Genomic DNA, 13881 nt, shown 5'->3' with positions numbered 1-13881 from the left:
CAGCGCCAGTCTCTCGGGTCGCGAAATTCCTTGAACGACACGGCATCATTCAGAGAGATCCGAGAGGGCTTCTGTGTGGCTGGCCGTGTGCCATGCCCCTCACCCGGCGCTACGCGCCGACCTCTCCCCGCAAAGAGCGGGGCGAGGTTGAGAAAGCATCCACCCCTACTTCCCAAACGTCTCCCGCATCTTCGCCTGGATCTTGGCCATGCCGCCGATCCAGCGATCGTAGTTCTCGGTCTTCTTGCGCATGTAGTCGATGACCTGCTTGTGCGGCAGGATCAGGAACGTCTCCGCCTCGATGCCGGCGAGTGCATCCTGCGCCACCTGTTCCGGCGACAGGTTGCCGTCATTGGATTGCGGACCCTTCGGAATGTTCTTCAGCATATTGGTATCGACACCCTGCGGGCACAGGATCGAGACCTTGATGTTATCTGCCCGGTGGGAGATCGCGAGATTTTCGGCGAACCCCACCGCGGCATGTTTGGTGGTCGAGTAGGCCGGGCTGCCGACTTGCGAGAGGAGCCCCGCGGCAGAGATCGTGTTGAGGAAGTAGCCGCCGCCGCGCGCCTTGTAGAGCGGGATCAGATGCCGCGCCGCATAGACATGGGCCATCACATGAATCGCCCAGCTCTTCGCCCATGGTTCATCCGACGTGCCACCGGCATTCGGGCTCATGGGATCGAAGCCGCCGCCGATGCCAGCATTGGAGCAGAACAAAGCGATCGGCCCATAATGCCGTTCGGTCAGTTCGATCACATGCTGGATGTCTTTTTCCTTGCCGACATCGCATCGGAACGCGGCGCCGCCGATGGCCTCCGCAACGGCCGTCGCCCGCTCACCATCGAGATCGACGACGACGACTTTCGCTGCGCCTGCTTTATGAAATGTCTCGCATAGCGCCTGGCCGATGCCATTGGCGCCACCGGTCACGACGACGACCTTGCCGTCTACCCGCATGCCGCACTCCCTTTTTGTTTGTTTTTGTTTCTTATTAGAGCATGATCTGATCCGAAAACCGGTACCCACTTTTCGGGATCATGCTCTAGGTGCTCAGCACCATGTCGAGCACGGCCGTATAGTGGCATGCGGCGCCGAGCAGGACAAATGCGTGCCAGATGGCGTTCTGGAAACGCAGCCGCTGCCAGGCGTGGAATACGACGCCCAGCGTATACAGCGTGCCGCCGGCGGCGACGAACCACATGGTGAGCGGCGGCAGCGGCGTGAACACGGCGTCATAGGCCATCAATCCGCTCCAGCCCATGGCGAGATAGAGCACGACCGCAAGGCGATCGAAACGGCCGGGATAAACCAGCTTGATCACGATGCCGGTGATGGCGACGCTCCACACGCCGGCCAGCAGCGAGATCGCGAGCCGCGTGTTGGCGATCTGCGCGAAGAACGGCGTGTAGGTCGCTGCGATCAGCAAGTAGATCGCGGAGTGATCGAAGCGGCGCAGGAACCATTTTCGCGGCGACACCGGCCACATATTATAGATGGCCGACAGCACCAACATGGCCAGCAGGCCCACGGAATAGACCGAGACGGTCACCACTTCATAGGCGGTGGCGAAAACGGCAGCGAGCACGATGAGGACAGTGGCGGCGATCAGGCCGGAGAACACGCCGAGACCGTGAACGATGCCGTCGGCGATCAGTTCGGCACGGTCGTAATTCCAGCGGATCGCGCCGGCCACCATGTGAGCGGAATTACTGGTCAGTTCTTTGAATCGGAAAACGGTCATGGTGGCGTCAACCCGGCCGGTGCGATGCGGTGAGCTTGCCCCGTAAGCCCGCCTGTGACTTCCCCTGAAATCAGCGATAGATCATAGGCTGGAGATCGTCAACGAAAGCCAAACGACGAAGTAACGACGCTTTCGTGACGAACTTGATTTCAGTCAGACAATCGCCATTTTTAGAGGCAGACCAACACCCGCGCACCATTCACCATGATGAGCTTTCCCGCACGATGCCCAGCCTGTCCGAACTCGTCGAAGAAGCACGGCTGTCCGCGCGCGCATTGCTCGATTATGGCGATGGTCTGTTCAATCCCACGGTGCGGCTTGGGGTCACAGGCCTGTCGCGCGCCGGCAAGACGGTCTTCATTACCGCGCTGGTGCATGGCCTGACGCGCGGCGGACGCTTTCCCGTCTTCGAGTCGCTCGCCACCGGACGCATCGCCAAGGCGCGTCTCGCGCCGCAGCCCGACGATGCCGTTCCCCGGTTCGCCTATGAAGAGCATCTGCGCACGCTGATCGACGACCGCCGCTGGCCGAACTCCACCACCGATATCAGCGAGCTGCGTCTGGTCATCGACTATCAGCGCACGAGCGGCGCCGACCGCACGCTGACCCTCGACATCGTCGACTATCCCGGCGAATGGCTGCTGGATCTGCCGCTGCTCAGCAAGAGCTATGAGGAATGGTCCGCGGAGAGCCTTGCGCTATCGCGGCAGGGACCGCGCGCGGCGCTGGCTGCGGCGTTTCACGCGCATCTTGCCACGCTCGATCCCAATGCACCGGAGAACGAGCAGGCGACGCTGATCGCAGCAAAACTCTTCACCGACTATCTGCGCGCCTGCCGCGACGAACGCTTTGCCATGAGCCTGCTGCCGCCGGGCCGCTTCCTGATGCCCGGCAATCTCGCGGGCTCGCCGGCGCTCACCTTTGCGCCGCTCGACGTCGCCAGCGATGGCAGTGCACCGGATGGTTCGCTGTGGGCGATGATGAAGCGACGCTATGAGGCCTACAAGGACGTCGTCGTCCGCCCGTTCTTTCGCGATCACTTCTCGCGGCTGGATCGGCAAATCGTACTCGTCGATGCGCTCTCTGCCTTCAACGCGGGACCCGAAGCACTCCACGATCTCGAAGCCGCCCTCGCCGGCATTCTCGATTGTTTCCGCATCGGCCGCAGCACGATCCTCAGCACGCTGTTCCGCCCGCGCGTCGATCGCATCCTGTTTGCGGCGACCAAGGCCGATCATCTGCATCACCTCAGCCATGACCGGCTGGAGGATGTGCTCAGGCGCACCGTGACCAAGGCCGTTGCACGCTCGGAGTTGGCCGGTGCGTCGGTCGATGTCGTCGCCATCGCCGCCGTGCGCGCTACCAAGGAAGCGCTGGTGCAACGCGGCCGTGACAAGCTGCCGTCGATATTGGGCACGCCGGCCGCCGGCGAGGTCGCCAATGGCGAGACCTTTGACGGCGAGACCGAAGTCGCGACCTTTCCCGGCGATCTGCCGACCGATCTCGATGGCTTGTTCACCGGCGGTTCTTTCAAGGGCCTCTCGACAGATGGCGCCGACAAGGCCGACTATCGCTTCCTGCGCTTCCGCCCGCCGCAACTCACGCGCGATGGCGGCGAGGAGCCGGCACTGCCTCACATCCGCCTCGACCGCGCGCTCCAGTTCCTGATCGGAGACAGGCTGCAATGACCGACCGCACGCGCCGCCCGGCTACGTTCCGGCTCGACGATCCCCACGTCACCGTCCTGGACGCCGACGAGGACGCCGGCCACCTCAAACGCGGCACCATCCGCATCACGCCCGAAGCCGATCCGATGGCGGTGCCCGTCGTCATCGACGAGCCGCTACGGTCCGTCCGCACAGGCTTCCGATGGGGCACGCTGTTCTGGACCGGACTCGGCGGCCTCGTGCTGCTCGGCACGGGTCTGGGCGTCACGCAACTGGTCCGCGACCTGTTCGCGATCAATGACGGCCTCGGCTTTCTTGGTCTCGGCTTCGCCGCGCTGGTCAGCATCGCGCTGATCGCCATCATCGCACGCGAGGCGCTGAGCCTGATGCGGCTCGCCACCATCGAGAAGCTGCATACCCGCGCGCTGGCCGTGATCGCCAGCGACGACCATGCCGAAAGCCGCGCGGTGCTCGCCGACTTGCTGAAGCTCGCGCACGCCAATCCGCGCCTCGCCCGCGCACGCACCGCATTGCAGGGCCATGCCGACGATATCATCGACGGCGCCGATCTCATTCGCGTGGCCGAGCGTGAATTGATGAGCCCGCTCGATATTGAAGCGCGTCGCCTCGTCTCGGTCGCCGCGCAACGCGTCTCGGTGGTGACCGCCGTCAGCCCGCGCGCGGTGGTCGATGTGCTGTTCGTCGCCGCCGCGGCGGTCCGGCTGGTCCGGCAGCTCGCAAAACTCTACGGCGGCCGGCCGGGGACGCTCGGGATGATCACGCTGATGCGTCATGCCATCAGCCATCTCGCCATCACCGGCGGCATGGCCGCCAGCGACAGCATGATCCAACAGGTGCTCGGCCACGGCATCGCGGCAAAGCTCTCGCAGCGGCTCGGCGAAGGCGTGCTCAATGGCCTACTCACTGCGCGCCTGGGTCTCGCCGCCATCGACGTGACGCGGCCATTGCCGTTCACGGCGCTGCCACGCCCGCAGCTTGGCGATCTCGCGAAGGATCTGCTGCGCAAGCGGGATGGGGAAGAGTAGTCCCTCGCCCCGCTTGCGGGGAGAGGGTGGATCGAATGGCCGAAGGTCATTCGAGACGGGTGAGGGGGAGCCGGTGTTTCATTCGCGGGCTCCCCCTCACCCGCCTTCCACATGCTTCGCATGTGAAAGTCGACCTCTCCCCGCAAGCGGGGAGAGGTTATCTCAGCGCGCTGCCAGCTGAATGCGTGACGGCACAGTCATCTCCGCCAGGGCCGGCCAGCGATAGAACGGCGTATCGGGCTTCGGCGTCAGGTCAGGCGTCCAGCCGGTGAGCTTGTCGATCGCATAGTGCTTCATGGCCGTGCCGCGCCAGATGGTATCGACTTCGGCAACAGGCGTGAGCACTGCGCGGGTCGTCGCCAGCAGCGGGCGCTGATTGTCCGCGGTCTGCGCGATGTAAAGTCCGGTGTGCCCCTTAATTCTGTCCATGCCGGGATCGCGAAAACCGATAAATCTGGCGCGCTCGTTGACCTGCACCACCGGCACCCTGTCCTTGAGATGCCAGCGCAGCATCGCATAGGTGCGGTAGTCGGTCGTCGCGATCCACGTGGCGCCGGTGGTCTTCATGTCAGCCAATGCGCGGTCGGCCAGCACCTGATAGCCGCCCTCGCCGCCAAGCGGATCGTTCTTGCCGATCAGGTTCCATGGCGCGGCCACGCTATAGAGGAAGACCAGCACCACCAGCGGAATGCCGGTGGCGATGGCGGCGATGCTCCAGCCATAGGAGGCACGCACCATGCGCGGCGACCAGCCGTCGCCCGCGAGCTTCGTCAGGTTGATCGCCGCTGCAGCGATGCCGGCGGGCCACAGGAACATCGGCCAGGTATCGCCGACACGCAGGGTCAGCGACTTCCATGCAAAGAAAAAGAACGGCACCAATACGCAGGTGGCGAGCAGGATCGCGACCGGTTCGCGGCGGCGATAGCCACGCCATGCCGTGACGACAACCGCGGAGAGAATGACCGGCATCAGGATGAAGCCGACCTGACCGAACTGCAGGCCGAGAAAATCGCCGAGCGTGCGCAGCGACACCTCGTTGTTCGTGGTGGCGCGGATGAACTGGAACCTGAACGATGCCCAGTCGTGGCCGGCATTCCAGATCAGGACCGGCGACGAGATCGCCAGTGCGATCAGCACGGCCAGCCATGGATACGGGCTGCGCAGCCAGCGCCCGCGCCATTCCGGCACCAGCATGAAAGCGAGAATGCCCGGTACGAACATCACCACGGTCAGCTTCGACAGCAGCGCGAGACCACCGAAGACGCCGGCCGCGAGCCACCAGCGCCCGTCATGGCTTTCGGCAAGCCGCACCAGCGACCACAGCATCGCCATGGCGAAGGGGATCAACGCGACATCCGGCGCGACCTTGGCCATCAACAATCCGTAATACAGCGCCGCTTCCGACATCAGCACCGCCAGCAGCACCGCGCGCAGATCCTGCGTGACGCGGCGAACGATGTCGGCGAGCAGCAATTGCGTCACCGCCATCGCCACGATACCGGCGAAACGCGCGCCGAAATTGGTGTCGCCGAAGGTCAGCGTGCCCGCACGGATGAACCATGAGATCATCGGCGGATGATCGAGGAACGACAGCACGTTTTCCTTCGACCAGGTCCAGTAATAGGCCTCGTCGGTGCGCAGATCGAACAGCCCGGCATAGACCAGCCGCATCGCTGTCAGCGCGACCAGCAATGCACCGATCACCCAAAAGGCGCGGCGGGAGACATTCCGATCGAGGTAAGGGTCGGGGAAAGACGTCATCGCCGAGCTTTTCGGCGGACTTCGCCATGCTGTCAACTTGTTGACTTTACTGCTGGATAAGGTCTGTCCGGAGGCCGCTCCGGATGGCATCGGAGCGCGTCTCGCCGTAGGGTTTCGCCATGGACGCGACGTTCAAGACAGCCGGCAGGCCGCCCGGGGCCACCCCCGCCACCGCGTGGTGGCGCGGCATCGGGCTGCGCCAGGTCAGGCTGGTCTGCGGACTCGTGCTGTTCACCTATCTGCTCAGCCATTTTCTGAATCACGCGCTTGGCAATATCTCGCTCGACGCGTTGCAGACCGGCGTCGTCATCCATGCCGGCTTCTGGCAGTTCTTTCCGGTCGCGGTGACCTTCTATTCGGCGGTGACGATCCATGGCGTGCTCGGCATCTGGGCGCTGTTCGAACGCCGGCAATTCCGCTGGCGAGCCGTCGAGCCGCTGCAACTGGTCCTCGGGCTCAGCATTCCCGCACTCATCGTCGGCCATGTGGTCGCTGTCCGCCTGGGAGAAAACCTGTACGACATCAATCGCAGCTATCCTCAGGTGTTCTATGGCTGGATCACGTCGCCCGCGAAGACGTGGTCGATGTATCTCGTGGTGGTCGTCTCCTGGCTACATGCTTGTATCGGATTGTATTTCTGGCTGGGGCTGAAAGCACACTTCAGGAGCCTGGCGCCCTATCTTCTGTCGGCTGCCGTGCTGATCCCGACACTGGCGCTGCTTGGCATCTTCCAGGGCAAGCGTGAGGTCGAGGCCAAGCTGGCATCGCCGCAATGGCAGGCCGAGAATTTCGGCCCGGACCGGATGGGCACCGCTCCACAGCAGCAGACACTGGGCGACATCACCGACGATCTCCTGATCGGCTATCTCGCGCTGCTTGGTATCGTGCTCGCGGCCCGCGCCATCCGCATGGTCGTCGAACGCCGCGCCGGGATGATCAATCTGTCCTATAGCGACGGTCGCAAGCTGCGCGTCCCTCTCGGCCTCAGCGTGCTGGAAGCGAGCCTACGTCATCGCGTGCCGCATGCCAGCGTCTGCGGCGGACGCGCGCGCTGTTCGACCTGCCGCATTCGCGTCACCAGCGGTGTCGAGACATTGCCGGCACCTTCCGCGCGGGAAGCCTTCGTGCTGAGCAGGATCGGCGGCGCTGCAGATCCCGCGGTCCGGCTGGCCTGCCAGTTGCGGCCGACAACTGATGTGGCCTTCGTTCAACTGTTCGCGCCGCAGGTGACCAGCGCGAATGCGCACGCATCGCAGCCGGCGCGGATCGGCCAGGAGCGTTATCTCGTCTGCATGTTCGTCGACATGCGCGGCTCCACCATGCTCGCCGAGAAGCGGCTGCCTTACGACACCGTGTTCATCGTCAACCGCTTTCTCGACGCCGTCTCGCGAGCTGTGATCGCAAGCGGCGGCAAGCCCAACCAGTTCATCGGCGACGGCGAGCTGGCGCTGTTCGGCCTCGCCTGCGATCCGCAGACCGCGTGTCGTCAGGCCCTGCAGGCTGCACGGCTCATTGCCGAGAATATCGACGAACTCAATCGCGCCCTCGCCCATGACCTGCCGCAGCCGCTGCGTTTCGGCATCGGCATTCACGGCGGCGAAGTCATCGTCGGCGATATTGGCTATCGCGATCACATGGTGTTCACCGCACTCGGCGATGCGGTCAATGTCGCCGCGCGCCTGCAGGACATGACCAAGAGCCTCGCTTGCGAAGTCATCATCTCCGAGGAAGTAAGCACCACTGCAGGCCTCGCGGGTGACGCGCTGCCACAACAGGACGTTGCGATCCGCGGCCGTGCCGCGCCGATGAATGTCCGCACGATCACAGATGCGAAGGTGCTTTCGTCTCTCGTTACCAGCGACATGGTTTCCGCGTTTTAACACTGTTCCTGCAGGGCGCACACGCTTTGCTTGCCTGAACAAGCATTCAGAAAATTCCTACAGAATTTCTTCGAACCCGCTCCGAAATCGATGCGACGAATTTGCGATGGATCGAACAGACAGATCCCGCAACCAGCGCTTCGCGCATCACTGAAGGAGAATGACCATGTTTCGCAAACTCGCACTCGCATTCGTTGCAGCAGCTTCCCTCGGCGCGATGGCGCTCACGCCGTCCACCGCATCGGCCCATGGCTGGGGCTGGCATGGCCATCACCACCACTTCCATGGCGGCGGCTTCTACGGCCCCACTTTCGGCGTCGGCTATGTCGGTGGCGGCGGTGGATGCTATGTGAGCCGCCGCGTGATGACGCCCTACGGCCTACGCTGGCGCACGGTTAACGTCTGCTACTAATCCTCGCATGAGGGCTGCGAACCCCGGTCACCTTGGCCGGGGTTTTGCATTGCAGCGATATCACCCGCGTGCAGGCGACAACGCATGGTCGTATTGCGACCGAACCCGGCACTCTACTTTTGCGACCTTCCGCCGCGTCGGAAACATCCTGAATAGCGACGAATCCCGGCAAATTGGACAGATAACGGTCGGTTTGGACGATTTCTGCACGCCGTTTGAGCTATCAAGCTTGGCAATCCGCGGGTAACGTGCGCATGTCGGATATGCCGGTTTGCGGGGACCGGCAGTTCGTTATCGATTTTGATCCCGCGGAGACGACGTGATGACTAAAGGCACTGTGAAGTGGTTCAACCCGACGAAGGGTTATGGATTCATCCAGCCGGCGAATGGCGGCAAGGACGTGTTCGTTCATATTTCGGCAGTTGAGAAGGCTGGCCTTTCGACACTGAACGAAGGACAGACCGTTGAATTCGAGGAAGTTGCCAACCGCGGCAAGACCTCGGCTGAGAACCTCAAGGTCTGATACATCTGGTTTGATACCAGTGTGATCCGGCTGCTTCCCCGAAGTTTTCCAGATCACGCCTCAACAATGTAGAGCGCATTCGGCACGAGCGGTTTCCTCCAAAGGGGCACCTCTCCTGCAACGCAATCAGTTTCACGCAGGATTGCGCTAATTCGATCCGCGGTGTGCGCTCTAGCCTAACTCCAAAAACCCGAGCTGAGATCTTTCGAAGGTCCGCTCCTCAGAGCCGCCAGTTGACGTGACGCACGCCTCAGCGACGCGACGGCGCTCCATTCCCCGCTTCAGTTTTCCTTGACCCACTGATCGGCCGGTTTGACGTCCGGGAGCTGCGCATAGCCGCGCGTCCACATGTCGACGACCCATTCGGTGCCTGTCGCGCGGTCCAGCAGCACGGCGGTATTGTGCGGCGTCTGCAGCACCAGCGCATTGCCGCGATAGCGCGGATTGCCCACCGTGTGATGCTTGAGCAAACCCCAGTCCTGGATGATCAGCAGCAGGCTGGTGACGTTGCGCGTCGTGTCCCAGCAATCGAAATTGTGCTTGTCGTCGAAATAGCGGAAATCCGCATTGGCGATCCGCTTGTCGGTGCCGAGCACCGGGCCGACGCGGCGGTCCCACCACACCACCACCTTCTGCACCGCGGCGCGTTCCGCCACGGCCGACGCCTTGCCCGCGGCGAGAAGCTTGGTGAGCGCCGCCCTGTCGGCAGGCGTGAAATCGAAGGCGTGGCGACGCCGGCAGACGAAGCCGTAGCAGATGGTCATGGAACCGGCGGATGGCGGGTAGATCGACACCGACGTGTAGAGATCACTGACCTCGCGGGACATTTCGATCGCGCGCGCATGAGACGCGGAGAGGAGTCCTGCCGCAGCAAAAATTGCTGCCGCTACCGCGACACGAAGATTGAAGTGGCCTGCCCGCATGATTTGCTCCGAGAAAAACGCGCGGAAACCTAACGCAGGGTCTCCACGCTGCCAAGACAACGGCAAGGCAACGGTGGTGTTATCCCGGTTCGCTATCCCACCGGCAGCGGTGCGTCGCGCTTCACTTCTTCCATGACGGCGTAAGTGCGGCTCTCGCGCACGCCGGGCAGCGCCAGCAGGCTCTCGCCGAGAAAACGGCGATAGGCGCTCATGTCGGCAACGCGCGCCTTCACCAGATAATCGAAACCGCCGGCCACCATGTGGCACTCCAGCACTTCCGGCGCGAGCCGCACGGCGCGGGCGAAGCGCTCGAATACATCGGGCGTGGTCTTGTCGAGCAGAACTTCTACGAACACGAGGAGGCCGAGACCGAGCATCTGCGGGTTGAGCCGCGCGCCATAGCCTTCGATGTAACCGTCGCGCTGCAGCCGCTTCAACCGCTCGCCGATCGAGGTTGGGGACAGGCCGACCTTCTCGGCGAGCTCAACATTGGCGATTCGGCCGTCAGCCTGCAGGACGGCGAGGATTTTCCGGTCGATTTTGTCGATATCGCTCATATCGGAGGTATAGCACGGCTATTTCCGGAATATCTAAGGTAAAATCGCGATATCTCCTATCGAACTACGGAAAGACCGGGATTAGGCTTGCAGGATATTCAAGGAAACGCCCATGCCGCCCGATTTCATGCCTCCCTTCACCGCTCCCTATGCACCGGATGATGGGGCCATCGCCGCCGGGCTTCTGGCCGACGCAGCCATGACGCCCGCCCAGGACGCGCGGATCGACGCAACGGCAACGCGCCTGATCGACGCGATCCGCGCCAAAGACGACCGCTTCGGCGGCGTCGAGGACATGCTGCGGGAATATGCGCTGTCCACCAAGGAGGGCCTTGCGCTGATGGTGCTGGCCGAGGCGCTGCTGCGGGTGCCGGACGCACGCACCGCCGACGCCTTTATCGAGGACAAGCTCGGCCAGGGTGATTTCATCCATCACGAGACCAGGTCGAGCGCATTCCTGGTCAATGCCTCGGCCTGGGCGCTCGGCATCTCGCAGCGCGCGATCCAGCCCGGCGAGACGCCGACGGGAACGCTCGGCCGGCTGGCAAAGCGGATCGGCCTGCCCGCAGTGCGCACCGCGACGCGCCAGGCGATGCGGCTGATGGGCAGCCATTTCGTGCTCGGCGAAACCATCGACGCGGCGCTGGCCCGCGCCCGCACGCCGTCCGAGCGTCCGGCGCGCTATTCCTTCGACATGCTCGGCGAAGGCGCCCGCACTGCCGACGACGCGCAGCGCTATTTCGACTCCTATGCCTCGGCCATATCAGCCATCGGCCACGCCGCGGGCAACAACCTGCTGCCGGACCGGCCGGGTATCTCGGTCAAACTCTCGGCATTGCATCCGCGCTATGAGGCGGTGAGCCATGAGCGCGTGATGCATGAACTGGTGCCGCGCCTGATCGCGCTGGCGCAGCAAGCGAAGAGCTATCACCTCAATTTCACCGTCGATGCCGAAGAAGCCGACCGGCTCGAATTGTCGCTCGATGTCATCGATGCGGCCTTTGCCGATCCGTCGCTGGCGGGATGGGACGGTTTCGGGCTTGCGATCCAGGCCTATCAGAAGCGCTGCGCGGATGTGATCGACCACATCGACGCGCTGGCCCGCAGTCACGATCGCAAGATGATGGTGCGCCTCGTCAAGGGCGCCTATTGGGACACCGAGATCAAGCGCGCGCAGGAACGCGGGCTCATTGGCTATCCGGTATTCACACGCAAGGCGATGACCGACCTCAACTACATCGCCTGCGCGCGAAAACTGCTGGCATTGCGGCCGCGCATCTTCCCGCAATTCGCCACGCATAATGCGCTGACGGTAGCGACCATCCTCGAACTGGCCGGCCCCAGCGGCAGCTACGAATTCCAGCGCCTGCATGGCATGGGCGACGCGCTCTATGAGCAACTCGGCCAAGATAATCCCGCCATTCGCTGGCGCACCTATGCGCCGGTCGGCAGCCATCGCGATCTACTGGCCTATCTGGTGCGGCGCCTGCTGGAGAACGGCGCGAATTCATCTTTCGTGGCGATCGCCGCGGATGACGCTGTGCCGATCACGACGCTGCTTAAGCGGCCTACCGCGATCATCGGCGCGCCCGACGGCGCACGACATGCGAAGATTCCGCTGCCTGGCGATCTCTATAGATCCGAGCGCACCAATTCACACGGCATCGAATTCGGCGAACGCGCTGCGTTGAACAAATTGCTGGCCGAGATTGCGACCAGCAAGCCTGACATGGACAAGGTGGTCGATGCCAATGCCGAGCAGGCAGGTGCTGCAGTGACGGCAGCACGCGCCGGCTTTGCGTCATGGAGCCACACCCCGGCTGAAAAACGCGCGGCTATCCTCGACAACGCCGCCGATTGTCTGGAACAGCGCCGCGCGTCCTTCATCGCATTGCTGCAACAGGAAGGCGGCAAGACGCTTGATGATGCGCTGTCGGAAGTCCGCGAGGCCATCGACTTCTGCCGCTATTACGCCGCGCGGGGCCGCAAGCAATTCGGCACTAGCCAGACAATGCCCGGGCCCACCGGCGAGAGCAACGTGTTGAGCCTGCGCGGCCGCGGCGTCTTCGTCGCCATCTCGCCATGGAATTTTCCGCTGGCGATCTTTCTCGGCCAGGTCAGCGCCGCACTGATGGCGGGCAATACGGTTGTCGCCAAGCCGGCCGAACAAACGCCACGCATCGCGGCACGGGCCGTACGCCTGCTTCATGAAGCGGGTGTGCCCACATCAGCACTGCATCTGATCCTGGGCGACGGCCGCACCGGGGCGGCGCTCGTCGCGCATCCCGCCATCGCCGGTGTGGTGTTCACCGGCTCAACAGAGGTGGCGCGATCCATCAACCGCGCCCTCGCCGCCAAGGATGGCCCGATCGTGCCACTGATCGCCGAGACCGGCGGCATCAATGCGATGATCGTCGATGCCACCGCGCTGCCGGAACAGGTCGCCGACGATGTGGTGATGTCGGCGTTCCGGTCGGCCGGGCAGCGTTGCTCGGCACTGCGGCTACTATTGGTGCAGGTCGATGTCGCCGACCGCATGATCGAGATGATCGTGGGCGCGGCCCGGGAACTCAAGCTGGGCGATCCCCGTGATGCCGCCACCCATATCGGCCCGGTGATCGACGCCGAGGCGAAGCAGAAGCTCGATGCGCATATCGCGCGCATGACCATCGAGGCACGCGTACACTTTGCGGGCACGGCACCTGTAGGCAACTTCGTCGCGCCGCATATTTTCGAACTCGCGAGCGCACGTGGGCTCACCGAGGAAGTGTTCGGCCCGATCCTGCATGTGGTGCGCTACCGCGCTGCCGGCTTCGACAAGGTGCTGCAGGATATTGCCGACACCGGCTTCGGGCTCACGCTCGGCGTGCATTCGCGGATCGACGATATGGTTGAGCGCGTTATCGCGCGCCTGCCGGTCGGCAATGTCTATGTGAACCGCAACATGATCGGCGCCGTGGTCGGCGTGCAGCCCTTCGGCGGCTTCGGCCTGTCCGGCACCGGGCCGAAAGCCGGCGGCCCGCATTACCTCGCCCGCTTCGCCACCGAGCAGACCGTCACGATCAACACTGCCGCGGCGGGTGGCAATGCAGCATTGATGACAGATCAAAACTGATCCTTCTTACCCTCCCCTGGAGGGGGAGGGTCGGTGAGCAGCACGCAACGCGTGTTGCGAGACGGGGTGGGGTGAAGCCACAACGACGGAGCTTGCTGCTTCACCCCACCCGCTGCGCGCTATGCACGCAGCGACCCTCCCCCTCCAGGGGAGGGTTAGCTGAGCCCGTTGCATCACCCGTCGAAGATGGGTCAAATGCGCCACCGGATTCCAGATGGAATAAAATTCCGGCAGACGGCAAGAACAACACACA

The 13881-nt window shown here is 63.5% G+C and carries 11 protein-coding genes; 6 read left to right on the top strand and 5 right to left on the bottom strand.

Annotation, left to right across the window (positions count from 1 at the left end; genetic code table 11):
- Positions 1-165: 165 nt before the first annotated feature.
- On the bottom strand, positions 166-960 hold the full coding sequence (locus tag LPB73_RS04905) for an SDR family oxidoreductase (RefSeq protein WP_231079795.1): 795 nt from the start codon (positions 958-960) through the stop codon (positions 166-168).
- A gap of 85 nt (positions 961-1045) precedes the next feature.
- Entirely contained in the window at positions 1046-1744 is a 699-nt protein-coding gene (gene trhA, locus LPB73_RS04900; RefSeq protein WP_089265299.1) for a PAQR family membrane homeostasis protein TrhA, read from the bottom strand.
- Between the two features lie 224 nt (positions 1745-1968).
- On the opposite strand from trhA, the gene LPB73_RS04895 reads away from it, so the two are divergent.
- On the top strand, positions 1969-3432 hold the full coding sequence (locus LPB73_RS04895) for a YcjX family protein (protein WP_231079794.1): 1464 nt from the start codon (positions 1969-1971) through the stop codon (positions 3430-3432).
- A complete protein-coding gene (locus LPB73_RS04890) occupies positions 3429-4457 on the top strand; it encodes a YcjF family protein (protein ID WP_231079793.1) in 1029 nt (342 codons plus the stop codon). The genes LPB73_RS04895 and LPB73_RS04890 overlap by 4 nt, the downstream gene beginning before the upstream one ends.
- A 162-nt stretch (positions 4458-4619) precedes the next feature.
- On the opposite strand, the gene LPB73_RS04885 is transcribed toward LPB73_RS04890, so the two are convergent.
- A complete protein-coding gene (locus LPB73_RS04885) occupies positions 4620-6218 on the bottom strand; it encodes a glycosyltransferase family 39 protein (protein WP_231079792.1) in 1599 nt (532 codons plus the stop codon).
- Positions 6219-6337: 119 nt separating this feature from the next.
- On the opposite strand from LPB73_RS04885, the gene LPB73_RS04880 reads away from it, so the two are divergent.
- The 3 genes from LPB73_RS04880 to LPB73_RS04870 all read left to right on the top strand — a co-directional run bounded on the left by LPB73_RS04880 (position 6338) and on the right by LPB73_RS04870 (position 9033).
- Positions 6338-8098: an adenylate/guanylate cyclase domain-containing protein gene (locus LPB73_RS04880; protein WP_231079791.1), complete on the top strand. Its 1761-nt coding sequence runs from the start codon at positions 6338-6340 to the stop codon at positions 8096-8098.
- A 166-nt stretch (positions 8099-8264) separates the two neighbouring features.
- Positions 8265-8510, top strand: a complete 246-nt coding sequence (locus LPB73_RS04875; protein WP_068734241.1) for a hypothetical protein — start codon at positions 8265-8267, stop codon at positions 8508-8510.
- Between the two features lie 322 nt (positions 8511-8832).
- The gene (locus LPB73_RS04870; protein WP_068734210.1) at positions 8833-9033 is read left to right on the top strand and encodes a cold-shock protein; all 201 of its coding nucleotides are present in this window, start codon (positions 8833-8835) and stop codon (positions 9031-9033) included.
- A 281-nt stretch (positions 9034-9314) separates the two neighbouring features.
- On the opposite strand, the gene LPB73_RS04865 is transcribed toward LPB73_RS04870, so the two are convergent.
- On the bottom strand, positions 9315-9956 hold the full coding sequence (locus LPB73_RS04865) for a hypothetical protein (protein WP_414716859.1): 642 nt from the start codon (positions 9954-9956) through the stop codon (positions 9315-9317).
- A gap of 92 nt (positions 9957-10048) precedes the next feature.
- On the bottom strand, positions 10049-10513 hold the full coding sequence (locus LPB73_RS04860) for an Lrp/AsnC ligand binding domain-containing protein (protein ID WP_068734214.1): 465 nt from the start codon (positions 10511-10513) through the stop codon (positions 10049-10051).
- Positions 10514-10625: 112 nt separating this feature from the next.
- On the opposite strand from LPB73_RS04860, the gene putA reads away from it, so the two are divergent.
- Positions 10626-13628, top strand: a complete 3003-nt coding sequence (putA, locus tag LPB73_RS04855; protein WP_231079790.1) for a bifunctional proline dehydrogenase/L-glutamate gamma-semialdehyde dehydrogenase PutA — start codon at positions 10626-10628, stop codon at positions 13626-13628.
- Positions 13629-13881: the final 253 nt, after the last annotated feature.

Origin of the sequence: Tardiphaga sp. 37S4 (assembly GCF_021044645.1) — a bacterium.
Classification (GTDB): domain Bacteria; phylum Pseudomonadota; class Alphaproteobacteria; order Rhizobiales; family Xanthobacteraceae; genus Tardiphaga; species Tardiphaga robiniae.
Note: the sequence above shows the minus strand (reverse complement) of the source record. Positions and strands in the feature narration are given on the sequence as shown.

Coding starts and splice junctions, on each gene's coding strand:
- LPB73_RS04885 (WP_231079792.1), bottom strand. CDS start 6,218: ATGACGTCTTTCCCCGACCCTTACCTCGATCGGAATGTCTCCCGCCGC.
- putA (WP_231079790.1), top strand. CDS start 10,626: ATGCCGCCCGATTTCATGCCTCCCTTCACCGCTCCCTATGCACCGGAT.
- LPB73_RS04875 (WP_068734241.1), top strand. CDS start 8,265: ATGTTTCGCAAACTCGCACTCGCATTCGTTGCAGCAGCTTCCCTCGGC.
- LPB73_RS04895 (WP_231079794.1), top strand. CDS start 1,969: ATGCCCAGCCTGTCCGAACTCGTCGAAGAAGCACGGCTGTCCGCGCGC.
- LPB73_RS04890 (WP_231079793.1), top strand. CDS start 3,429: ATGACCGACCGCACGCGCCGCCCGGCTACGTTCCGGCTCGACGATCCC.
- LPB73_RS04880 (WP_231079791.1), top strand. CDS start 6,338: ATGGACGCGACGTTCAAGACAGCCGGCAGGCCGCCCGGGGCCACCCCC.
- LPB73_RS04860 (WP_068734214.1), bottom strand. CDS start 10,513: ATGAGCGATATCGACAAAATCGACCGGAAAATCCTCGCCGTCCTGCAG.
- LPB73_RS04865 (WP_414716859.1), bottom strand. CDS start 9,956: ATGCGGGCAGGCCACTTCAATCTTCGTGTCGCGGTAGCGGCAGCAATT.
- LPB73_RS04870 (WP_068734210.1), top strand. CDS start 8,833: ATGACTAAAGGCACTGTGAAGTGGTTCAACCCGACGAAGGGTTATGGA.
- LPB73_RS04905 (WP_231079795.1), bottom strand. CDS start 960: ATGCGGGTAGACGGCAAGGTCGTCGTCGTGACCGGTGGCGCCAATGGC.
- trhA (WP_089265299.1), bottom strand. CDS start 1,744: ATGACCGTTTTCCGATTCAAAGAACTGACCAGTAATTCCGCTCACATG.